At 71.0% G+C, this 21825-nt stretch carries 22 protein-coding genes and 1 riboswitch; of the genes, 4 read left to right on the forward strand and 18 right to left on the reverse strand.

Annotated elements, in window-relative coordinates:
• Positions 1 to 122: 122 nt before the first annotated feature.
• The 4 genes from fxsA to ACFYWY_RS33785 form a co-directional block, all read right to left on the reverse strand.
• Complete coding sequence (gene fxsA / locus ACFYWY_RS33770) at positions 123 to 719, reverse strand: FxsA family membrane protein (RefSeq protein WP_389193860.1); 597 nt, start codon at positions 717 to 719, stop codon at positions 123 to 125.
• A gap of 300 nt (positions 720 to 1019) precedes the next feature.
• The gene (locus ACFYWY_RS33775; RefSeq protein WP_389193863.1) at positions 1020 to 1811 is read right to left on the reverse strand and encodes a polyprenol monophosphomannose synthase; all 792 of its coding nucleotides are present in this window, start codon (positions 1809 to 1811) and stop codon (positions 1020 to 1022) included.
• 514 nt (positions 1812 to 2325) lie between these two features.
• Positions 2326 to 3966, reverse strand: coding sequence for an amidohydrolase (locus ACFYWY_RS33780; protein ID WP_389193866.1), 1641 nt, complete (start codon positions 3964 to 3966; stop codon positions 2326 to 2328).
• A 9-nt stretch (positions 3967 to 3975) separates the two neighbouring features.
• Positions 3976 to 4416: an Lrp/AsnC family transcriptional regulator gene (locus tag ACFYWY_RS33785; RefSeq protein ID WP_307664705.1), complete on the reverse strand. Its 441-nt coding sequence runs from the start codon at positions 4414 to 4416 to the stop codon at positions 3976 to 3978.
• Between the two features lie 204 nt (positions 4417 to 4620).
• On the opposite strand from ACFYWY_RS33785, the gene ACFYWY_RS33790 reads away from it, so the two are divergent.
• Both ACFYWY_RS33790 and ACFYWY_RS33795 read left to right on the forward strand, forming a co-directional pair.
• A complete protein-coding gene (locus tag ACFYWY_RS33790) occupies positions 4621 to 5028 on the forward strand; it encodes a hypothetical protein (RefSeq protein WP_389193870.1) in 408 nt (135 codons plus the stop codon).
• 311 nt (positions 5029 to 5339) lie between these two features.
• Entirely contained in the window at positions 5340 to 5633 is a 294-nt protein-coding gene (locus ACFYWY_RS33795) for a hypothetical protein (protein ID WP_389193873.1), read from the forward strand.
• 81 nt (positions 5634 to 5714) lie between these two features.
• Here the strand turns inward: ACFYWY_RS33795 and ACFYWY_RS33800 are convergent, their stop codons facing one another.
• From ACFYWY_RS33800 to ACFYWY_RS33815, 4 genes are all read right to left on the reverse strand, one after another.
• Positions 5715 to 6887, reverse strand: coding sequence for an acyl-CoA dehydrogenase family protein (locus tag ACFYWY_RS33800; RefSeq protein ID WP_389193876.1), 1173 nt, complete (start codon positions 6885 to 6887; stop codon positions 5715 to 5717).
• Between the two features lie 367 nt (positions 6888 to 7254).
• Positions 7255 to 7929, reverse strand: a complete 675-nt coding sequence (locus ACFYWY_RS33805) for a TetR/AcrR family transcriptional regulator (RefSeq protein ID WP_389193880.1) — start codon at positions 7927 to 7929, stop codon at positions 7255 to 7257.
• A 50-nt stretch (positions 7930 to 7979) separates the two neighbouring features.
• On the reverse strand, positions 7980 to 8138 hold the full coding sequence (locus ACFYWY_RS33810; protein WP_389193882.1) for an SCO1431 family membrane protein: 159 nt from the start codon (positions 8136 to 8138) through the stop codon (positions 7980 to 7982).
• Between the two features lie 118 nt (positions 8139 to 8256).
• Positions 8257 to 9681, reverse strand: a complete 1425-nt coding sequence (locus ACFYWY_RS33815) for a peptidase C39 family protein (RefSeq protein WP_389193885.1) — start codon at positions 9679 to 9681, stop codon at positions 8257 to 8259.
• A 179-nt stretch (positions 9682 to 9860) separates the two neighbouring features.
• Here ACFYWY_RS33815 and ACFYWY_RS33820 point away from each other — a divergent pair, with 179 nt between their 5' ends.
• A complete protein-coding gene (locus tag ACFYWY_RS33820) occupies positions 9861 to 10493 on the forward strand; it encodes a uridine kinase (protein WP_389193888.1) in 633 nt (210 codons plus the stop codon).
• Positions 10494 to 10880: 387 nt separating this feature from the next.
• Positions 10881 to 12776 (forward strand): AAA family ATPase, encoded by a 1896-nt coding sequence (locus ACFYWY_RS33825; RefSeq protein ID WP_389193939.1) that lies wholly within the window; start codon positions 10881 to 10883, stop codon positions 12774 to 12776.
• 37 nt (positions 12777 to 12813) lie between these two features.
• Here ACFYWY_RS33825 and ACFYWY_RS33830 read toward each other — a convergent pair whose 3' ends face one another.
• The 10 genes from ACFYWY_RS33830 to ribD form a co-directional block, all read right to left on the reverse strand.
• Positions 12814 to 13905 carry a hemolysin family protein gene (locus ACFYWY_RS33830; protein ID WP_389193891.1) on the reverse strand — a complete coding sequence of 364 codons (1092 nt, stop codon included), beginning with the start codon at positions 13903 to 13905 and terminating at the stop codon, positions 12814 to 12816.
• Entirely contained in the window at positions 13902 to 15242 is a 1341-nt protein-coding gene (locus ACFYWY_RS33835; protein WP_389193894.1) for a hemolysin family protein, read from the reverse strand. The genes ACFYWY_RS33830 and ACFYWY_RS33835 overlap by 4 nt, the downstream gene beginning before the upstream one ends.
• Before the next feature lie 236 nt (positions 15243 to 15478).
• The gene (locus ACFYWY_RS33840) at positions 15479 to 15946 is read right to left on the reverse strand and encodes a PH domain-containing protein (protein ID WP_389193897.1); all 468 of its coding nucleotides are present in this window, start codon (positions 15944 to 15946) and stop codon (positions 15479 to 15481) included.
• Positions 15947 to 15949: 3 nt separating this feature from the next.
• Positions 15950 to 16798 (reverse strand): ATP phosphoribosyltransferase, encoded by an 849-nt coding sequence (hisG, locus tag ACFYWY_RS33845; RefSeq protein WP_389193900.1) that lies wholly within the window; start codon positions 16796 to 16798, stop codon positions 15950 to 15952.
• Positions 16799 to 16842: 44 nt separating this feature from the next.
• A complete protein-coding gene (locus tag ACFYWY_RS33850) occupies positions 16843 to 17115 on the reverse strand; it encodes a phosphoribosyl-ATP diphosphatase (protein ID WP_389193903.1) in 273 nt (90 codons plus the stop codon).
• A 33-nt stretch (positions 17116 to 17148) separates the two neighbouring features.
• Positions 17149 to 17634, reverse strand: a complete 486-nt coding sequence (ribH, locus tag ACFYWY_RS33855) for a 6,7-dimethyl-8-ribityllumazine synthase (RefSeq protein WP_389193906.1) — start codon at positions 17632 to 17634, stop codon at positions 17149 to 17151.
• 24 nt (positions 17635 to 17658) lie between these two features.
• Positions 17659 to 18948, reverse strand: coding sequence for a bifunctional 3,4-dihydroxy-2-butanone-4-phosphate synthase/GTP cyclohydrolase II (locus ACFYWY_RS33860; RefSeq protein WP_389193908.1), 1290 nt, complete (start codon positions 18946 to 18948; stop codon positions 17659 to 17661).
• Positions 18945 to 19598 (reverse strand): nicotinamide riboside transporter PnuC, encoded by a 654-nt coding sequence (locus ACFYWY_RS33865; protein WP_389193911.1) that lies wholly within the window; start codon positions 19596 to 19598, stop codon positions 18945 to 18947. The genes ACFYWY_RS33860 and ACFYWY_RS33865 overlap by 4 nt, the downstream gene beginning before the upstream one ends.
• Positions 19595 to 20203, reverse strand: a complete 609-nt coding sequence (locus tag ACFYWY_RS33870) for a riboflavin synthase (protein WP_389193914.1) — start codon at positions 20201 to 20203, stop codon at positions 19595 to 19597. Before ACFYWY_RS33870 ends, ACFYWY_RS33865 begins: the two co-directional genes overlap by 4 nt.
• Positions 20204 to 21289, reverse strand: a complete 1086-nt coding sequence (gene ribD, locus ACFYWY_RS33875) for a bifunctional diaminohydroxyphosphoribosylaminopyrimidine deaminase/5-amino-6-(5-phosphoribosylamino)uracil reductase RibD (protein ID WP_389193917.1) — start codon at positions 21287 to 21289, stop codon at positions 20204 to 20206.
• A 154-nt stretch (positions 21290 to 21443) separates the two neighbouring features.
• Positions 21444 to 21574, reverse strand: a riboswitch (FMN riboswitch).
• Positions 21575 to 21825: the final 251 nt, after the last annotated feature.

A 21825-nucleotide genomic window follows, 5' to 3' on the forward strand; every position in this document is an offset into this window, starting at 1 on the left:
ACACCCCACCACACCCCCCCCCCACCCCCCGCCCCCCGCCCCCCCCCCCCCCCCCCCCCCCCCCCCCCCCCGCGGCTCTGTCCTGCGCGCGGATCCCGTCAGATCCCGTCAGGCAGATCCCGTCAGGGGGTCAGCGGAGGTCGGGGGCCCTCGTCCTCGTAACTCCGCGGCGGCGTTGCGTCCTGCCGGATGACCTCACCCTGCACGACCTTCCCGTCCGGCCGGTGAATGCGGGCCTGCTGGAAGGCGTCGCCGAGGCTGCCGGGCGCGGCAACGCGCATACGGCTCTCCACGGACTGCTCCGTGTACCGCGCGAGCCTCGAGCGGACCGGCGGCACCAGCAGCACCAGGCCGGCCATGTCGGAGATCAGGCCGGGCAGCATGAGGAGCAGTCCGCCGAGCATCAGGAAGCCGTTGCCCTTGCTGCCGGTCCCGGACCCCGGGCTGCCGGCGCCGACGGCCGGACCCTGCCCGGTCTGCTGTTGCTGCAAGGTCTCGGTGAGGGTGCGGAACGCGCGGCGGCCGGCCCGCTTGATCACGACGCCGCCGAGGACGGCGCCGCCGACGAGCAGGGCGAGCACCGCGAGGCCGCCGGCCGCGTCGGCGACGAGGGTCAGCAGCCAGATCTCGAGCACCAGCCAGGCGGCGATGGAGAGCGGGACGAAAGTGCGGGCGCGCGAGCGCCTGGGGGCTGTCGGGGGCGTTGCGCCGGTCGTCATGCTCCCAGTGTGCATGGACGCCCGCCGGAGCGGCATAAGCGGGTGATCAAGAAGATCGCGGACTGGCCCGGCCGCCGACCGCGATCGGGACGACGTGCGATCTCAAGAGGACTTGCGGCTCCGGGAGGGCTCGCGGCGCCAGAGCGCTTGCGGCGTCGGGAGCGCTTGCGCGGCCCGCGAGGGCTTGCGGTGTCGGAGCGCTTGCGGCGTCGGGAGCGCTTGCGCGGCCCGCGAAGGCTTGCGGTGTCGGAGCGCTTGCGCGGCCCGCGAGGGCCTGCGGTGTCGGGAGCGCTCGACGCCTCAGGAGAGCTTGCGGCCGAGGAGGCGATTCGCCCGGCCTCCGATTCCCCACGCGGTGACCCGCCACAGCGCCTCGACGACGATGTCCCGGCTCATCTTGGAGTCGCCCAGTTCGCGCTCGACGAACGTGATGGGGACCTCCACGACGTGGTAGCCGGCGGCGACGGCTCGCCTGGCCAGGTCGACCTGGAAGCAGTAGCCCTGGGAGGCCACTTCGGTCAGCCCGAGCCCTTCGAGGGTCTCGGCGCGGAAGGCGCGGTAGCCGCCGGTGACGTCCCGGATGGGGACGCCGAGGAGGAGGCGTGAGTAGGTGCTGCCTCCCCGCGAGAGGAACTCGCGGGACTTGGGCCAGTTGACCACGCGGCCGCCCGGGACCCAGCGTGAGCCGAGGACCAGGTCCGCGCCCTTGAGGGCGGTCAGCAGCCGGGGCAGTTCCTCGGGCTGGTGGGAGCCGTCGGCGTCCATCTCGACGAGCACGCCGTAACCGTGCTCGATTCCCCAGGCGAAGCCCGCGAGGTAGGCGGCGCCGAGCCCTTCCTTGCCCTTGCGGTGCAGCACATGCACCTGGTCGTCCTGAGCCGCGAGTTCATCGGCGAATTTGCCTGTGCCGTCGGGGCTGTTGTCGTCGGCGACGAGGATGTCCGCCTCGGGCACCGCCGCGCGCACCCGGGAGACGATCGGCTTGATGTTCTCGGCCTCGTTGTAGGTCGGAATGATCACCAAGGCCCTGCCGAGCGGGCCGTACCGCCGCCCCTGGGCTTCGCCACGGGTAACCCCAGCGCCGTCGTTCACTGCTGCCCCTTAATGTCCGTGCACAGAGCCCCACAATAGCGAGCGCCCGGCGCGCGGCTGCAGCGGCACGGAGCTGGGATGTCGTACGCCCGACGGCGGCGCGGAAAGAGCTGCGGATCGGGGCCCGGCGTCCTTCGGGCCGACCTGGGACCCGCTGGCTGCGGGTCGACCGAGAGCCGTTGTCTACTGAACGCCGGGCCCCACCCGGGTCGCACCCGCCAGCCGGCTGGAACCTTCTCTCGCCCCCGAGGCGCGGGCGCTGAACCTGGCTCCCAGTGGCAGCGCGCCGGTGCGGCACCCTGCCCCATGACCCAGCGGCGTTCGACGACTGCGTGGAGGTTTGCCGGTCGGACGTCCTGTGGTGGACTCGGCCGAACCTACCCGCCGGTGGGCGCTCCATGTCAACAGTCGTCTGATCTGGGAGGTTTGCCCAAATGACCAGGTCAGCACGGAAGATCCGCAGGTCGCGGCCGAGCACGGCGAGTATCTGTCGGCGGCACGAATCGTCCTCACGTCACTCGTACGGCCGCTCAAAGACGGTTTGTCCGAAGACCACGGTCCGCAGGCAGACGGGGAGTTCGGCGCCGGGGCTCAGATCGGGCAGGCCAGGGGTGCCGGAACGGGGGTCGGTGGACCAGCGGGCGACGCGGTCGTCGGGGGCCTGGACGACGAGTTCCCCGGTGCGCCACAGGGCGTAGTCGGCAGGCGCGCCGGGCACCAGGACACCGGCGTCGTCGCGGCCGACGGCGCGCCAGCCACCGCGGGTGTGGGCGGTGAAGGCGGCGCGGGCGGAGATGCGGTGCTCGGGGGTGCGGTGGAAGGCGGCGGCCCGGACGGTGCCCCAGGGGTCGAGCGGGGTCACGGGGCTGTCGGAGCCGAAGGCGAGGGGCACTCCGGAGCGCAGCAGCGCTGCGTACGGGTTGAGGGTGCGGGCCCGTTCGGCTCCGAGGCGCTGTGCGTACATGCCGCTGTCGCCGCCCCAGGCCGCGTCGAAGGCGGGCTGCACGGAGGCGATGAGGCCGAACTCGGCGAAGGCCGCGATGGTTTCGGGGGTGAGCATCTCGGCGTGTTCGACGCGGTGCCGGGCGGCGCGGACACGGGCCGGGCCGAGCGTGTCCGCCGCGGCCCTGACGCCGTCGACGACCGCGGTGAGGGCGGCGTCGCCGATGGCGTGGAAGCCGGCCTGTAGCCCGGCCTCGGTACAGGCGGCGACATGGGCGGCGACGGCCGCGGTGTCGAGGTGGGCGGCGCCGGTGTGCGGGGCGTCGTCGTAGGGGGCGTGCAGGCAGGCGGTGTGCGAGCCGAGCGAGCCGTCGACGAAGAGGTCGCCCGCCGCGCCGATCGCGCCGAGTTCGCGGATCCGCTGGGCGTCCTTCGCACCTGCGACCTGCTCGGCCCAGTAGCCGACGACCCTCGGGCCCGGCTCCGACCCGGCCAGTGCCAGCAGGGACGTGAAGTCGCCCTCGTCGGAGATGTCGGGGCCGGCGCACTCGTGGACGGTGCCGATGCCGAGAGAGGCGGCCCGCGCGAGTGCGGCGCGCTGGGCGGCCGCGCGCTGGGCGGGGGTGATCGCGCCATGGGCGGCGGAGCGCACGGCGTGGTGGGCCGCTGCGGTCAGCGGCGCATCCGGGTGGTAGCCGGTGAGGCCGCTGACGCCGGGGACGAGGTCGAGCAGGGCGGTGGTCACCACCGCCGAATGGACGTCGATCCGCGGCAGATAGAGCGGGCGGCCTTCTGTCGCCTCGTCGAGTTCGGCCCGGGACGGCGGCCGCTGCTCGGGCCAGCGCGAGGCGTCCCAGCCGTGCCCGAGGAGGACCTTGTCGCCAGGGTGTGCGGCGCTGAGCTCCCGTACGAGACCGAGGGCCTCTGCGAGCGTGCGCGCACCGGACAGGTCGAGGCCGGTGAGCGCGAGGCCGGTCGCCGTGGTGTGCACGTGTGCGTCCGTGAACGCAGGGGTGACCAGGGCCCCTTCGAGGTCGATCACTTCGTCGACGCCGCCCGTGAAGGCGTCGGCGGCGCCCTCGGAGCCCACCCAGGCGACATGTCCTCGTTCGACGACCATCGCGGTGGCGAAGGGGTCGGCGGGGCTGTGGACTTCTCCACCGCGCAGCAGCACGGTGCGGTGTTCGCTCTGGGGGGCGGGGCTCTCGCTCATGGGACCACCCTAGATACGCGGCGGGCGTGCCTCGTACGGGGTGGAGAGCACGACCGTCGTACGGGTGGAGACCCCGGACAGCGAGCGGATGCGGGTGAGCAGGTGCTCCAGCTCCAGCGGGGTCGAGACGCGCACCTTGAGGATGTAGTTCTCGTCGCCCGCGACGCTGTGGCAGGCCTCGATCTCGGGCACGTCGGCGAGACGCTCCGAGATGTCGTCCGGAGCGCTCGGGTCGAAGGGTTTGACCGAGATGAACGCGGTGATCGGCAGCCCGACCGCCTCGGGATCGACGACCGCGGCATAGCCGCGGATGACGCCACGCTGTTCAAGACGGCGGACGCGCTGATGCACCGCCGAGGTGGACAGGCCAGTGGCCTTGCCCAGGTCGGTGTAGCTCATCCGCCCGTCCTTGACGAGCAACTCCACGATCTGACGATCCAGCTCCTCCATGCGGATCAACCTATTGCCCCGGGTCGCTTCCGGCACAGTCGGCTGCGTCGTGCGGGGGCACCTGCGGCGGGCATGTGACGAATGCCACAGGTTTGCCGGCCCGGTCGGTCGTGACCGCACGGTTACCTGCCGGGTGCGTGGGGAATTGCTTGCTGTGGTCGAGGCCGCAAGTGCCTGGTCGGCCCACCCGAGGGGGAGTTCTCCATGCAGAGTGTCAAGAACACCGGACGTACCGAACCGGAGCCCGTTGATTCTGCCGAACCGGCTGAGATCGACGAGCTCGACGCGTACGACACCTTTGAGATGTACCGGGTCATCTGCCCGGACTGCGCGCAGCCGATCGCGCTGCTGGCGGGCGAGGAGGTCCTGCCGGAGCACGCGCTGTGCCCCACCCCGTGGAATCCGTTCGGGCTCACCGTGTGCGCCGGCACCGGCCGTCCCGCCTCGCAGGCGCGTCCCGCGGACGAGACCCTCGAGGTCCAGGAGCAGGACACCGCGCTGCTGCTGACGCTCCCCCAGGGGCTCGACTGGCGGACGCAGCCCTTCTCGCATGTCGGCGGTCCGGGCTCGCGTCCGCTGCGGGCGCAGCAGATGCGGCGCGACGCCGCCTAGGGCGGTCCGAGACACGCCCAGGGTCAGGTAGGTTCCCTGCACCATGGCGGCGAGACCGGCGTGGTGCAGGACAGGATCAGGGTGTTCGGTTCTTCGGGCACCTGCGCTTCACCCCCGGGCTCCCGGGCGAAGGCGAGTTGACGGTACGTCAAAAGCTCTGCCGGAGGCCCGGGTCCAGGGCCAGGGGGATTGATGGCTGCCGTCCGGTGGGCGGCTTCGCGGGCAAGCCCCCCGAGCGGCGGGTAGGCCGCGAACTTCCGCGCGATTTTCCCCAGCGGTAACCCGCCACCGGCGCGGTGCGTTCCCCAGACATGACCCTGCTGTACTCCGCGACCAGTCAAGGTCGGCGCCGACTGGCGACACCGCCACCCGAAGAATCGGTTCCGCACCCGGCCGATCCGCCCATCTACCGGGAGCTGCTCCAGCTGTGGGCAAGCAAGGGCAAGACCCTGCCGGGGCGCCGCGACCCGGAGTGGAGCAGGCTCGCGGCGCCGCCGATTTTCGCGTCACCGCGGACCGCTTGGGGCTCGGCGGCGAAAACCACCCACCGGACGGCAACCACCAACACCCTCTGGCCCGCGGCGCCCACGAACCCGGGTGACTAGGTTCGGCCGCGAAACCACCCACCGAACAGCAACCACCAACGCCCCCCGGCCCACGGCGCCCACGAACCCGGGTGACTGGGGTCAGCGAGTCTCAGGTCCGGCCAGGTGACGGGCGATGACCATGCGCTGGATCTGGTTGGTGCCCTCGACGATCTGGAGCACCTTGGCCTCGCGCATATAGCGCTCGACCGGGAAGTCCAGGGTGTAGCCGTAACCGCCGAGCACCTGGACCGCGTCGGTGGTGACGCTCATCGCCGCGTCGGTACAGAACAGCTTGGCCATGGCGGCCTGCCGGGAGAACGGCCGTCCCACGTCGCGCAGCCGGGCAGCCGCGAGATAGAGCGCTCGCCCCGCCTCGATCCGGGTGGCCATGTCGGCGAGCATGAAACGCAGGCCCTGGAAGTCTGCGATGGGCCGTCCGAACTGCCGGCGTCCGGTCGCGTACGAGACGGCCTCGTCCAGGGCCGCCTGCGCGAGCCCGACCGCACAGGCGGCGATGCCGAGCCGGCCCGAGTCGAGCGCGGAGAGCGCGATCGCGAAGCCCTGGCCCTCCTCGCCGATCCGGCGGGAGTCAGGGACCCGTACGCCGTCGAAGTTGAGCTGGGCGGTGGGCGAGCCCTTCATGCCCATCTTCTTCTCGGGGGCGGCGGCGTTCAGGCCCTCTGCGTCGCCCGGGACCAGGAAGGCGGTGATGCCGCGGGCGCCCTCCCCGCCGGTCCGGGCCATCACGGTGTAGAAGTCGGCGATGCCGCCGTGCGTGATCCAGGACTTGGTGCCGGTGATCACCCAGCTGTCTTCGTCGGGCACGGCCCTGGTCCGCAGTGATGCGGCGTCCGAGCCGGAGCCGGGCTCGGACAGGCAGTACGCACCCAGCAGGCCGCCGCCGAGCATGGCGGACAGATGCTCGGCCTGCTGCTCCTTGGTGCCGTAGCCGGCGAGTGCGTGGCAGGCGAGGGAGTGGACGCTGACGCCGAGGCCGACGGTGAGGCGGGCGGCGGCGAGCTCTTCGAGAACCTGGAGGTAGACCTCGTACGGCTGGTCTCCGCCGCCGTACTCGGAGTCGTACGGAAGGCCGAGCAGTCCGGACTCGGACAGGAGCGAGAAGACCTCGCGCGGGAAGTGCCCGGAGTCCTCCTCCTCGGCCGCCCGGGGGGCGATCTCCCGCTGGATGATGTCGCGTACCAGGGCGATCAGATCCCTGGATTCCTCGGTGGGCAGTTGGCGTTCCACCGGCTGCGGGGCGCGGTCGGACATTGCGGCGCTCTCCTCCCTGTCGGGCGCTGCGGCGTCGCGCGCGAAGGGTGTGGGCGCGCCGCCGGATTTACTGCCAGGCCGATGCTGCCCTTCCGGATCACGAAAGAGGCTCGACGGCGGCTGTGGCGCGTTGAGTATGCCCGATCAGCGGACTTCCGTCACGGGCGGGAATTTCCGGCTCCGCTCTCCCCCGCGCCGCCGGTCGGCTGATCAGGGCCATCAACCAGGTGTATCGACCCGCAGCACGATCCCGCAGCACGATCCCGCAGCACGATCCCGCAGACACGATCCCGCAGACACGATCCCGCAGACACGATCCCGCGGACACGAGGAGGGCGGCAGCCGGGTGCGGCTGCCCGCGCTCGCGTCATGCCTCGACAGACTCGGGCACGGCCTTGGCCAGCGCGGCCGGCAGGGACTCGGCCGGCGGTTCAGGGCACCCCGGCTCGAACTCCGCGATCGTGCGGAGCGTGCCCCGCAGCATCCGCATCAGCAGCGCGCACACGGTCTCGCGCGCCGGCTCCTGGTGGCCCAGCCAGTCGAGGGTGATCCCCTCGACGCTGCTGAGCCAGCCGAGCAGCGCCAGCCTGGCCAGCATGGGGATGTCACGCGTGCCGTACGCACCTTCGGCGATGGTCGCGATCAGCTCCTCGCGCACCGAGTCCCGTATCGACTGGACCTGGGTGTCGAAGCCGACGCCGCCCGTGACGATCGTGCGGAATGCCGCCTGATGATGCTGGGCGAAGCACAGATAGCCGTCGATCGTGCGGTACACGCGCTCGGCGCGCGGCAGCTCGGTGTCGCCCGCGGCGCGCGAGACGAGGTCGGCCACCGAGTCCTCGATGATGGCGAGGTAGTAGCCTCGCTTGCTCTCGAAGTAGTAGTAGATCAGGCCCTTGGCGACTCCGGCATGTCTGGCGATGTCGTCCATCGACAGCGCGTCGTAGGAAGTGTCGGCGAACAACTTCCGTCCGGTTGCGATGAGTTCATCGCGGCGTGCCTGGGATCGTCCGGTCGCGCCGCGCTGTTGACCATTACTCAAATTGGGCCCAAGTCTCCAACTGCCACAGGATCTGCGCAGTATGGCAGACCTCAGATCAGGCCGAGCTGCGTGACGAGCATGGCGAGGACGACGACGAGGGTCCAGCCGAGGATGTGCTCGAGGACGTTCGAGCCGTCCTCGGGGCCGCCGGTGCGGGCGCGGGTCCCGGCGCGGTCGGCAGTGGCGGCGGTGGCAGCGGTCGAAGTCATGGTGCGTCTCGTTCAGTCGGCTGGCAGGTGCATCCCCCCGGGTGACCCATCCACAGTGCCAGCCATACCGGCCCCGGGGTAGAGACGTACGTCACTGCTCCCGTGGACGGTCGGCGCCTCATCGGATGCCGACGGCCGCCAGAGCACGGCACTGGGCGGCCGTCGGGCTCGCGGGCCAGTACAGGTAGCAGACGCCCCCTGTGCCGGAGACCACTTTGCCGCTCGCGTTGTAGCGCTTGGTACGGAGCCAGATCGTCTCCCACTCGGCGCGCTGGTAGACCCGGCGTACAGCGTTGTTGCTGGGCGACGCCGGATCGTTGGCGATGACGTCCCCGCCGGCCGTGAAGCCGATCACGGTCATCAGATGGCCGGAGGTGCCGTAGCCCGCACCGGTCAGCTCTCCCTTGAGGAAGGACTGGGACGTTATGGCCGGGATGCCGGCCCGGATCAGGCTCTCCAGGTCGGTGAGCGAGGACAGCCGGGTGACGACCGCGCTCATGTCCGGGTAGGTGGCCGCGTAGGCGGCGTTGAAGGGCCAGTTCCCGCAGCCGCTGTACTGGTAGTCGAAGGTGTGGCGGGCGGCGTGGCAGACCTGCGGATCGGCGAAGGCGGGGTTCACCCAGGCCAGGTCGGCCGAGGTCGGCTTCCGGCCCCAGTATTCGATGATCATCTGCGATGAGGTGGGGCTGCACCACGCCTCACCGCCGTTGTCGTACTCCGGATACTGGCCGATGTGCGTGTTCTGCGAGTAGCGCGGCACCGGCAGCTCGCGCACGAGCCCCGGCGTCGACGCGGGCACCGTGAAGCGGTCCGGGATGTCGGAGGCCATCGCGCCGAGCCGCCAGACGGTGGGCGTCAGTTTCGTGCCGGGCTTGCGGTAGAGGGTCAGCCGCAGCTGGTACGAGCTCAGCCGCAGCCCGCTCGAAGCGTCGTCGACGGAGAAGGTGTCGGTCCAGATGCTCGCCCTGCCGTCCGTCTGGCCGTCGAGGGAGGTACGCCGGATGTCGCCGTCGCCCGCCGCCCAGCGGCCCATCACGAACCAGGGGGTCGAGGTGGCGTCGGAGTAGCTGCCGCGCAGCTCGGCCCGGAGCCACGTGCCGGCCGGGGTGTGCGCGTTCCAGGAGGTGATGACCTCCGTCGCGGGAACCCGGGGGAGATGGACGGGCGAGGTCCAGGTGCCGTACTCCCAGGTGGTGGTCTGTCCGGTGTGCGGGTCGGTGTAGTCGGTGCGGCCCGTGGGGCCCTCGATGACCAGGCCGGGGCGGCTGCCCGCGACGGCCCGGGTGCCGGCCGCGGAGCCGGAGCGCCAGTCGGTGTAGGAGGTCCAGAAACGGTTGTCGACTGTCGGAGCGGACGCACGCCCCGCGGGGCCGGCGCCTCCCGCGGGGCCGGCGGACTCTGCGGGCCCGGCGGGCTCGGGATCCGGGAGTGTCCCGCCCGGCACGGCGGCGGCCTGCACCGCGGACGAGGACAGCGCTCCCGCACCCGCCGCTGCCGCGATCACGGCGCTCAACATGGTTCTGCGCGAACTAGGTCTGGCCATGGGACCCCCAAGTCAGGGTGCGCGACAGTGGGCCAACTATTGCGGGTCCGGGCGGACATCTGCCAGCGCTCGGAACCGCGTCGCGCCACCAATATTGGTCTCGTCCGCTGGGAGTCCCCCACGCCGGGCGTAAGGGGAGTGGCCTGCCGCGGGGCCTGCCGCCCTCTTAGGCTTACGGCATGGACGACCTCGACCGGCAGGCCCCGGCGCTGCGCACACTCCCGCCATCGTGCGGACCTGTGCGGCTGATCGGGATCGACGGCCACGCCGGATCGGGCAAGAGCACCTTCGCCGCCCGGCTCGCGGCGGCCGTCGGCGACGATGTGCCGGTGCTCCATCTGGACGATCTCGCCACCCACGAGGAGCTCTTCGCGTGGACGGACCGGATGCTGACCCAGGTGATCGATCCCCTCGCGCACGGCCGGAGGGCGCACTACGACCCGTACGACTGGAATCTGCGCCGCTTCGGTCCGCCGCACGCGCTGGAACCCGCTCCCGTCGTGCTCATCGAGGGCGTGGGAGCGGGGCGACGGGCGTTGCGCCCGTATCTGGCGTTGCTGCTGTGGATGGAGCGGGACGCCGAAGAGTCCTGGCAGCGGGGCCGCCAACGCGACGGAAGCGGACTTTCCGCCTTCTGGGACGGCTGGACAATGGCGGAGACACGCCATTTCGCAGCGGACCCCTCCCGTCCGTTCGCCGATGCCCTGGTACGCGAGTGTCACGAGCGTTACGAGTGGCTCCCGGGGCCTGCTGCGACAGCGCGACCGAATCAATTCATCACGCAGGGTCACCGCTCTCCCCCGACATACTGAACAGTCGGAATTCCGTCTCAAGAGTGCCTCAACTCTTCTTGACCGAGGGGGCGTACAGGTCTTACGTTCTCAATGTGCGGCTTTCCGGAGCCGCCGCAGACGCGAAGCCCCCGGTTGTTCCCCCGTGATCGGGGGCTTCGTTCTGCCCTCTCCCCCACATCGCAGGCGCGGCGCCCCACCCTCGCTTACCCAGGGTCACGGCCACCGGACAGCTCGCCGCGCCCTTCGTCGTAACCCCTTTGCGCAGGTACGATGCACGTCGGTGGGGTCAATTCCCGTCCACGGCAAGGCGGTTCAGTGCGTTGCCCGCGGTCGCCCGCCCGGCGCCGGGGGTCCGGGGGGCGCCCCCCGGGAACACACGACAGGTGCACGTTTGTGGGGGACCTGATGGACATCGGCTCGCAGGGCGTACCGGCCCCGGCCGACCTCGCCTGGGTGCACGGCGTGGACGCCTACACGATGGGTGCGTATCCGCAGGCGGAGGAGGAGTTCCGGACTGCCGTGCGGCTCGATCCCGGGATGGCCGACGGCTGGCTGGGGCTCCATGCCCTGCGCGTCGACACCACGACCGCGCTGCTGCGCATGTACCGCACCCGCGAGCGCTTCGGCGAGCAGCGCGCCCGCCACCGCCGCACCCTCAACTCCTGGTACTGGCTGGGCTGGTGGGTCCAGCCGGTGCTGGAGAGCCCCCGCGATCTGCTGCTCGCGCACGCCTCCCACTGGCTCGACGGCCGCCATGTGCCGGAGCTGGACCAGGCCCTCGCCGGGCTGCCGCCGGTCGACGCGGACCCGCAGGTGCGCTTTCTGCACGCCTGCCGCGCGTATCTGGTCAAGGACTGGGAACAGCTCGTACGCCACACCGAGCCGCTGATCAACGATCCGTTACTGGGCATCGAGGCCGGGCTGTTCGGCGGCATGGCACGCGTACGCCTGGAGATGTACGGGCAGGCCGAGCCGCTGCTCTCCGCCGCCCTGATGCGCTGCCGCAGCGAGCAGCCGCAGCGCAAGGAACTGCGCTACTGGCTGGCGCGTGCGCACGAAGGCACCGGCCGCAGCGCCGCCGCCCTGCCGCTGTACCGGGCGGTGCACAGGATCGACCCGGCGTTCATGGACACCTCCGCGCGCCTCGCGGCGATCGCGGAGTACGACGGCATCGACGGGTACGACGAGGCGTCCGGGTTCGCGGCCGTGTCCCTGGCGGGCTTCGGTCAGGACGCGATGGACGGGCAGGCCGACGGCGACGGGCCGCTCGCGGCCGAGGCACGGATGGGCGTCGATCCGCAGACCCAGCTCCCGGGATCCGTGCCGAGCGTCCCGCCCGAGGGCCCATGGCACAAGGCGGTGGCGCCGGCCCAGCCGGCGCCCCCGGCGTTCCCGGCCGGCCCCACCGATCCGGTGCTGCTCGCCGAGGCACTGGCCGAGCTGGAGCGGATGGTCGGACTGGAGCCGGTCAAACGGCAGGTCAAGGCGCTGTCCGCGCAGCTGAAGATGGCCAGGCTGCGCGCCGGCCAGGGCCTCCCGGTCCAGCCTCCGAAGCGGCACTTCGTCTTCTCGGGCCCGTCCGGCACGGGAAAGACCACCGTCGCCCGCATACTCGGCCGGGTCTTCTACGCTCTCGGGCTGCTCGGCGGCGACCATCTGGTGGAGGCCCAACGGTCCGACCTGGTGGGAGAGTTTCTGGGCCAGACGGCGGTGAAGGCCAATGAGCTGATCGACTCGGCGCTCGGCGGTGTGCTGTTCCTGGACGAGGCGTACAGCCTCTCCAACACCGGCTATTCCAAGGGCGACGCGTACGGCGACGAGGCCCTCCAGGTCCTCCTCAAGCGCGCCGAGGACAACCGCGACCATCTCGTGGTCATCCTGGCCGGCTACCCGGAGGGGATGGACCGGCTGCTCGCCGCCAACCCCGGGCTCTCCTCCCGCTTCACCACACGGGTCGACTTCCCCTCGTACCGCCCTCTCGAACTGACCGCGATCGGCGAAGTGCTGGCCGCCGAGAACGGCGACGTGTGGGACGACGAGGCTCGCGAGGAGCTGCGCTCGATCAGCGGGCACGTGGTCGACCAGGGCTGGATCGACGAGCTCGGCAACGGCCGCTTTCTGCGCACCCTGTATGAGAAGAGCTGCGCCTACCGGGATCTGCGGCTGTCCGGATACCCGGGCACGCCCACCCGCGAGGACCTCTCCACACTGCGGCTGCCCGATCTGATGCAGTCGTACGGCGAGGTCCTGTCGGGCCGCGGTCCGGTCGACCGCGGCCCGCAGGATCCTTCGCCGGGCTGAACCCGGCACAGAGCCGGCACAGAGCCGGCGCCGAGGCTCAGCCGGTCAGCGCGGTGTCCAGGGCCGGCTGGGCCGCCTGGGGCACCCGGGGCACCGTCACCCGGTGGGACGGGTCACGGACCTCGCCGACCAGCATTTCCAGAACGTCCTCCAGCGCGACCAGGCCCAGCACCCGGCCGGACGCGTCGGCGACCTGGGCGAGGTGGGTGGCCGCGCGGCGCATCACGGCGAGGGCGTCGTCGAGGGGGAGTTCGGCCCGCAGGGTCGCCATGGGGCGCCAGATGTGCTGGGGCACGGCCCGTTCGCCGTCCTCCAGATCGAGTACGTCCTTGACGTGGAGGTAGCCCATATAGGGGCCTGCGCCCTCCGCGCAGACCGGAAAGCGGGAGTAGCCGGTGCGCACTGTGAGCTCCTCGATCTGGCGCGGGGTGACCGAGGGCGGGACCGTCACGAGTATGGAGCGGGCGATCAGCACATCGGTCACCGGGCGGCTGCCCAGCTCCAGCGCGTCCTCGAGCCGCTCCTGTTCGGCGGGCTCAAGGAGACCCGCCTGGCCCGAGTCCTCGACGAGACGGTTCAGCTGCTCGCTTGTGAAGACCGCCTCGACCTCGTCCTTCGGCTCGACGCGGAAGGCCCGCAGCACCAGCCGGGCACAGGCGCCGAGTCCGACCGTGACCGGGCGGCACAGCCGGGCGAAGCCCACGAGGCCCGGGCTCAGCCAGAGCGAGGTCTTCTCGGGGGCGGCCATGGCGAGGTTCTTCGGGACCATCTCGCCGATGACGAGGTGCAGGAAGACGACCACAGCCAGGGCTATGACGTAGCCGAGCGGATGAATCAGCCCTTCGGGCACATGGGCCGCGTGGAAGACCGGTTCCAGCAGATGCGCCACGGTCGGCTCGGCCACCGCGCCGAGTGTCAGCGAACAGATGGTGATGCCGAACTGCGCGGCCGCCATCATCTGCGGAAGGTTCTCCAGGCCGTGCAGCACCTGCCGGGCCCGCGAGGAACCTGCCGCTGCCAGCGGTTCGATCTGGCTGCGGCGTACGGAGACGAGGGCGAACTCGGCGCCGACGAAGAATCCGTTCGCCAGCACCAGCAGCAGCGCGAAGAGCAGTTGGAGGACGCTCATCGCGCGGCCTCCGTCAGGGCCGGCACATCGGCCGTACGCACCAGGCGCACCCGTTCGGCGCGGTTGCGGTCCACCTGACGCACCGAGAGCCGCCAGCCGGGCAGTTCGGCCCGGTCACCGGGGGCGGGAATGCGCCCCAGCAGATCGGCGACGAGGCCGGCCACGGTCTCGTACGGGCCGTCGGGCACGTCGAGGCCTATCCGGCGCAGCGTGAGGACCCGGCAGCTGCCGTCGGCCTCCCAGGCGGGGCTGTCGTCCTCGGATGCCACGGGGGCGAGTTCCGGCCGCTCGTCGGCCTCGGCGTCGTGCTCGTCGCGGACCTCGCCGACGAGCTCCTCGATGATGTCCTCCAGGGTGACGACCCCGGCCGTGCCGCCGTACTCGTCGACCACCACGGCTATGGGCTGCTCGCTGCGCAGCCGCTCCAGAAGCTGCTGGACCGGAAGCGTCTCGGGCACCAGCAGCGGCGGTACGGCGACCCGGTCGACGCGGGTGCGCAGCCGCTCCCCGACCGGGACCGCGAGAGCGTTCTTGAGGTGCACCATCCCGACGATCTCGTCGATGCGCTCCCGGTAGACGGGGAAGCGCGAAAGGCCGGTGGCGCGGGTGAGGTTGAGGACGTCCGCCGCCGTGGCGTCGGACCGGAGGGCGCTCATCTTCACCCGCGGGGTCATCACATGCTGCGCGGTGAGATGCCCGAGCGAGAGCGTCCGTACGAAAAGATCCGCGGTGTCCTGTTCCAGCGCGCCGGCCCGTGCCGAGTGGCGGGCCAGCGATACCAGCTCGCCGGGGGTGCGGGCGGAGGCCAGCTCCGCGGCCGGTTCGACGCCGAACAGCCGTACGAGACGGTTGGCGGCCGCGTTGAGCAGGGTGATGACGGGGCGGAAGACGGTCGAGAAGAGGTGCTGCGGTCCGGCGACGAACCGCGCGACCTGCAACGGCCGCGAGACCGCCCAGTTCTTGGGAACGAGCTCGCCGATCACCATCTGGACGGCGGAGGCGAACAGCATCCCGATCACCACCGCGACCCCGGGGACAGCCCCTTGGGGCAGCCCCGTCGCGGTCAGCGGCGCGTCGAGCAGCTGGGCCAGGGCGGGTTCGGCGAGCATGCCGACGACGAGCGAGGTGATGGTGATGCCGAGCTGGGTGCCGGAGAGCTGGAAGGACAGCTCCCGCAGTGCCTCGACGACACGGCGGGCGCGGCGGTCGCCCTCGGCGGCGGCGCGCTCGGCATCGGGGCGCTCCACCGTGACGAGGCCGAACTCGGCCGCCACGAAGAAGCCGTTGGCGAGGATCAGGAGGAACGCTGCGGCAAGCAGCAACAGGGGGATGATCATGCCGCCGCCTCCGGGGAGGGGGCGGCGCAGGTACTACCGGACGATCCGTCCATTGCTGGAGGGAGTCACTCCTCGGGTCGCAGGTGCCCCGCGGGCCGCTGGCGGCCGTGTGGTGCGGGGAGGGCGAGCTTGTCGCCACCGGCCACCAGAGTAGACGTTTCCAGCCGGGGGGCCTGGGGTTGGTCCCCCGCAAGACACGGCTTCGGACAGAGGCGTCGCGGCAGGGGCGCCGCCGATCAGTCCTCGTCCGCGCGGATGCCGCGGCTCTCCGCGAGCGCCCGCAGCGCGCGGGCGTCGCTGATGGCCTGTGCCTTGGCGATGCCGGGCTGGATGCCGAGCACCGGCAGGCTGGTGCCGTCACTGAGGTCGAGGAACACCCACGGGTCGCCGGGGCGCAGATTCACCCGCAGGATCTCCGCCCACTCCAAACGGCGGGTACGGGTGAGGTTGACGACGGTGACGCCGTGCTCGTCGGCGACGACCTTGGGCCGGCTCAGCAGGGCCAGTACGCCGAAGAAGACCAGCGCGGTGAAGACGAAGCTGCTCCGCTCCCCCGCGCTCAGCTTCTCCAGCAGCAGGGCGACCCCGGTGATCACGGCGAACATCGCCGCGCCCACGGTCAGCAGGACGATCCTGGTGCGGGTCGGCCTGAACGTGACGGGGAGGGCGGGAACTTGCGACGCGGCGGGCATGGTGGCGGGCATCCGTCAGAGCCTGCAGGCGTGGATGGCCGTGGTGAGGATCGCCCGCGCGCCGATGTCGTACAGGTCGTCCATGATCCGCTGCGCCTCCTTGGCGGCGACCATGGAGCGGACGGCGACCCAGCCCTCGTGGTGCAGGGGGGAGATGGTCGGCGACTCGAGGCCCGGGGTGAGGGCGACGGCCTGCTCCAGGTGCTCGACCCGGCAGTCGTAGTCCATCATCACGTACGTGCGTGCGACCAGGACGCCCTGGAGGCGGCGCAGGAACTGCTGCACCTTCGGGTCGTCGGCGGGCTCGCCGGTGCGCCGGATGACGACCGCCTCGGAGGTGAGGATCGGCTCGCCGATGACTTCCAGGCCGGCGTTGCGCAGGCTGGTGCCGGTCTCCACGACATCGGCGACGACCTCGGCGACGCCGAGCTGGATCGCGGTCTCCACCGCGCCGTCGAGGTGCACGACGGAGGCGTCGATGCCGTTGTCGGCGAGGTGCTTGGCGACGATGCCCTCGTAGGAGGTGGCGATCGTCATTCCGCCGAAGCCGTCGATGCCCTCGGCCGTGCCGGGCTTGGTGGCGTAGCGGAAGGTGGAGCGGGCGAAGCCGAGCTGGAGGATCTCCTCGGCGTTGGCGCCGGAGTCCAGCAGCAGATCGCGGCCGGTGATGCCGATGTCGAGCCTGCCGGAGCTGACGTAGATCGCGATGTCGCGCGGGCGCAGATAGAAGAACTCGACCTCGTTCTCCGGGTCGACGAGAACGAGCTCCTTGGACTCCTTGCGCTGCTGGTAGCCGGCCTCATGGAGCATCGCCGACGCAGGCCCGGACAGTGAACCCTTGTTGGGGACGGCGATGCGCAGCATGAGACGGGCTTCCTTTGTTCGTACGTACGTAGTGGGTGCTGTGCTCAGAGGTGGGCGTAGACGTCGTCGAGGGAGATCCCGCGCGCGACCATCATCACCTGGACGTGGTACAGCAACTGCGAGATCTCCTCGGCGGCGGCTTCCTTGCCCTCGTACTCGGCGGCCATCCAGACCTCGGCGGCCTCCTCGACGACCTTCTTGCCGATGGCATGCACGCCCTTTTCCACCAGTTCGGCGGTGCGGGAGGTGGCCGGATCGCCGTTCTCCGCCTTGAGCTGCAGCTCGACGAAGAGCTCTTCGAAGGTTTTGTTCGCCATGATGGTCCCAGCCTACGCGGAAGCGGCCTGTCCTCAGCGCCAGGGTTCAGATACTGAACGCAGGATGGCCGCGGTGGCGAGCGCGGCGGTGACCGCCTCGTGCCCCTTGTCCTCGTTGGATCCGTCGAGACCGGCCCGGTCCAGTGCCTGCTCCTCGGTGTCGCAGGTCAGCACGCCGAAGCCGATCGGGACGCCCGTGTCGATGGAGACCTGGGTCAGGCCCTGGGTGACGCCCTGGCACACGTACTCGAAGTGCGGTGTGCCGCCGCGGATGACGACGCCGAGCGCGACGATCGCGTCGTAACCGCGGCCCGCGAGCACCTTGGCGACCACCGGCAGCTCGAAGCTGCCGGGGACGCGCAGCAGCGTCGGCTCGTCGATGCCCAGCTCGTGCAGTGCGCGCAGGGCGCCGTCGACGAGGCCGTCCATGACCTTCTCGTGCCACTGGGCCGCGATCACCGCCACCCGCAGGTCGCCGCAGTTGCGTACGGACAGTTCGGGTGCACCCTTGCCGCTCATGTTTCTCCCTTGCCGCTTTCTGGCTTACTGGTTGCCGCAGGCCGACACGCCGGTGGGGTCGAGCCCGGGCAGGTCGTGTCCCATCCGGTCCCGCTTGGTGCGCAGATACCGGAGATTGTGCTCGCCCGCCTGGACGGGCATCGGCTCGCGGCCGTGGACCGTGAGGCCGTGCCGGACGAGCGCGTTGATCTTCTCGGGGTTGTTGGTCATCAGCCGCAGGCTGCGTACGCCGATGTCCTCGAGGATCTGCGCGCCCGCCGCGTAGTCGCGGGCGTCGGCGGGCAGGCCGAGTTCCAGGTTGGCGTCGAGGGTGTCGCGGCCGCGCTCCTGCAGTTCGTACGCGCGCAGCTTGGACACCAGGCCGATGCCACGGCCCTCGTGGCCGCGCAGATAGACCACGACACCGCGGCCGGCCTCCGTGATGTGCTGCATGGAGGCCTGCAGCTGGGGGCCGCAGTCGCAGCGCAGCGAGTGGAAGACGTCGCCGGTGAGGCACTCGGAGTGGACGCGTACGAGAACGTCCTCGCCGTCGCCGATCTCGCCGTGGACCAGCGCGACATGCTCGATGCCGTCAACGGTGGAGCGGTAGCCGTAGGCGGTGAACTGCCCGAAGGAGGTGGGCAGATTGACCTCGGCCTCGCGCTTGACGGTCGGCTCTGAGGTACGGCGGTAGGCGATCAGGTCCTCGATGGAGATGATCGTCAGGCCGTGCTTGCGGGCGAACGGGATCAGCTCGGGCAGCCGCAGCATCACCCCGTCCTCGCCCGCGATCTCGACGATGGCGCCGGCCGGGCGCAGGCCCGCGAGCCGGGCGAGGTCCACGGCGGCCTCGGTGTGGCCGTTGCGCACCAGCACCCCGCCGGGCTTGGCGCGCAGCGGGAAGACATGCCCGGGGCGTACGAAGTCGGAGGCCACGGCCTCGCCGCCGGCCAGCAGCCGGAGGGTGGTGGCACGGTCGGCCGCGGAGATGCCGGTGGTGACGCCGAACGCGGGCCCCGCGTCGACGGAGACGGTGAACGCCGTGCGCATCGACTCGGTGTTGCGCTCGACCATCTGGGGCAGGTCGAGCCGCTCCAGCTCCTCGCCCTCCATGGGAGCGCAGATCAGGCCTCGGCACTCGCTCATCATGAAGGCGATGATCTCGGGCGTGGCCTTCTCTGCGGCGATGACGAGGTCGCCCTCGTTCTCACGGTCCTCGTCGTCGACGACCACGACGGGCCGTCCCGCGGCGATGTCACGGACGGCCTGCTCGACCGGGTCGAGGGAGAAGTCCTCGACGTTGTCGGTGGAGTACCAGGTGGGCAGTGCACTCATGCCGCTGCTCCTTCCAGAGAGGGCTGGGCGCTCGCTCGCGAGCGCAGCCACCAGTCGCGCATGCCCCACAGGACGAGCGCGCCGTAAATGACGTAGACGAAACCGGAGAAGGCGAAGCCGTTGGCGAAGTTGAGCGGCACGCCTACGAGGTCGACGAGCAGCCACGCGAACCAGAACTCGACCATGCCCCGAGCCTGTGCGTACATGGCGACCAGAGTGCCGACGAAGATGTACGCGTCGGGCCACGGATCCCAGGACAGCGACGGGTAGAGGGTGAACAGTCCGCCGACGGCCAGGGTGCCGACCGCCGCACCGGCGGCGAGGGCGCCGCGCTCACGCCAGGTCGCGAAGCGGACGGCGATCGAGCCGTCCTGCGCCTGCTGCCTGCCGCGGGTCCACTGCAACCAGCCCCACGAAGCGACGGCCATGACCACTATCTGTTTGCCGGCGCTGCCACTCAGATGCGCGGAGGCGAACGCGACGAGGAGGATGACGCCGGAGGCGAACTGTGCGGGCCAGGTCCATATCGAGCGCCGCCAGCCGAGCGCGAGTGCGATCAGGCCGATGATGTTGCCGATCATGTCGGACCACTTGATGTGCTGGCCGAAGGCCGTGAAAGCCTCACCGCCCAGCCAGTCGACCGCGCTCACTTCGCGCGCTCCCCGGCGTCCGCGCCGAGCAGCCGCTCGACGTACTTGGCGATGACGTCGACCTCGAGGTTGACCGGGTCGCCGGGCTGCTTGATGCCCAGCGTGGTCAGGGCGAGGGTGGTGGGAATGAGGCTGATGGTGAAGTAGTCGGGGCCGGCGTCGACCACGGTGAGGCTGACCCCGTCGACGGTGATCGAGCCCTTCTCGACTACGTAGCGGGTCAGGTCGGCGGGGAGGGAGACCTTCACGATCTCCCAGTTCTCCGACGGCTTGCGCTCGAGGACGGTGCCGACGTTGTCGACATGTCCCTGCACGATGTGCCCGCCGAGCCGGTCACCGACGGCCATCGGCCGCTCCAGGTTGACGCGGGAGCCTTCCTCGAGCGCCCCGAGGCTGGAGCGGTTCAGCGTCTCGGCCATCACGTCTGCGGTGAACTCGCCGTCCCCGAAGTCGACGACCGTGAGGCAGACGCCGTTGACGGCGATGGAGTCGCCGTGTTTTGCGCCTTCGGTGACGAGGGGGCCTCGCAGTCGGAAGCGCGAGGCGTCGCCGAGGTTTTCGACGGCGGTGACCTCGCCCAGCTCTTCAACGATTCCGGTGAACACTCAGCGCTCCTTCGGGGCTGTGGCGGGGACGGCGGTGATACGCAGATCGGGGCCGATGCGCACGGTCTCGCTCACGTCGAGCCGCAACGCCTCGCCGATCGTGGAGATTCCGGCGTCGGCGAGGGCAGCGGGGCCTGCGCCGAGGAGTACGGGGGCGAGATAGCCGACGACCTTGTCGACTGCTCCCGCGGCGACGAAGGCTCCGGCGAGAGTGGGGCCGCCTTCGAGGAGTACGGAGCGGATGCCGCGCTGGTGCAGGGCGTCCAGCAGGGCCGGTACGGAGAGGCCGCGGCCCGCCCTCGGCAGCCGTACGACATCGGGAAGTCGGGTCTCGGCGTCCTCGGCGACCGCGATGAGAGTGGGCGCGGCGTCGTCGAGGACGCGGGCGCCGGGCTGCACGGCGGTGCCTTCGGTGTCTACGACCACCCGCAGCGGCTGTACGGCGTCGTCGATGCCGCGTACCGCGAGGTGCGGGTCGTCGGCGCGCATCGTGCCCGCGCCGACGATCACCGCGTCGGCCTCGGCGCGCAGCCGGTGGACGTCGGCGCGGGACTCGGGCGAGGTGATCCAGCGGCTGGTGCGGTCGCGTGCGGCGATGCGGCCGTCGAGGGTGGCTGCGTACTTCCACAGGACGTAGGGGCGGCCGAGACGTACGGAGGTGAGCCAGGCGATGTTGCCCGCTTCGGCCTTGTCGGCGAGCAGACCCTGCTCGACCTGTACCCCGGCCGCGCGCAGGGTGTCGGCGCCGCCTGTGGCCTGCGGGGTCGGGTCGGCGACCGCGTACACGACACGGCTGATTCCGGCCTCGATCAGCGCCTGGGCGCAGGGGCCGGTGCGGCCGGTGTGGTTGCAGGGTTCGAGGGTGATGTACGCGGTGCCGCCGCCGGCTCGGTCACCGGCGTCGCGCAGGGCGTGGATCTCGGCGTGCGGACCGCCGGCACGCTGGTGGTAGCCGACGCCGGCGGGCTGTCCGGAGGCATCGAGGATGACGCACCCGACGACCGGGTTGGGGCTGGTGGAGCCGAGTCCGCGGGCGGCGAGCAGGATCGCTCGGCGCATGGCGTCTTCGTCGGCTGCGGTGGCCACCGGGTCCTCCTGCCTTTTCTGGCACGGACTCCGGGGCCTGTCGATGACGACAGAAAGCGGGACAACGATTCACGTGGACGCCGGGACCGAGCACACCGATCGCCGGCGGACGGCGACCAGCCACTACGGCCGGCGTGCCGCAAAGGGCCGCCCGCCGCGCACTGCCTCCCATCCGGACTTTCACCGTCGGTCCAGGAATTTCACCTGGTCAACCGGCCGCTGGATGCGGACGGGTCGCGGACTGTAACCGCCGGTTCGGAATTACACCGACCCCGGAGTGCGCTGCTGCTGATACAGGGCAAGTCTGCCACGCCTGCTCGTGGGCCATGCGAGTGAACGGCTGTGGGCTGGCTCACAGGCTCCGCTCCCAGCCTCACTCACCACACGGGCCACAAGCGCCTGCGGGCTTTCTCGATCAGACCTCTTGACGCTTTGGTCTAGTCCTTTTAGTGTCTGCGGCACCTCCGCCGAGCGTGGGGTGTGGACCGCCCGGCGGCGGAGACCGGCCCTTGCCGCCGTCGGGCTTCGCACGTCTC

Source organism: Streptomyces sp. NPDC002870, assembly GCF_042888505.1.
Taxonomy (GTDB): domain Bacteria; phylum Actinomycetota; class Actinomycetes; order Streptomycetales; family Streptomycetaceae; genus Streptomyces.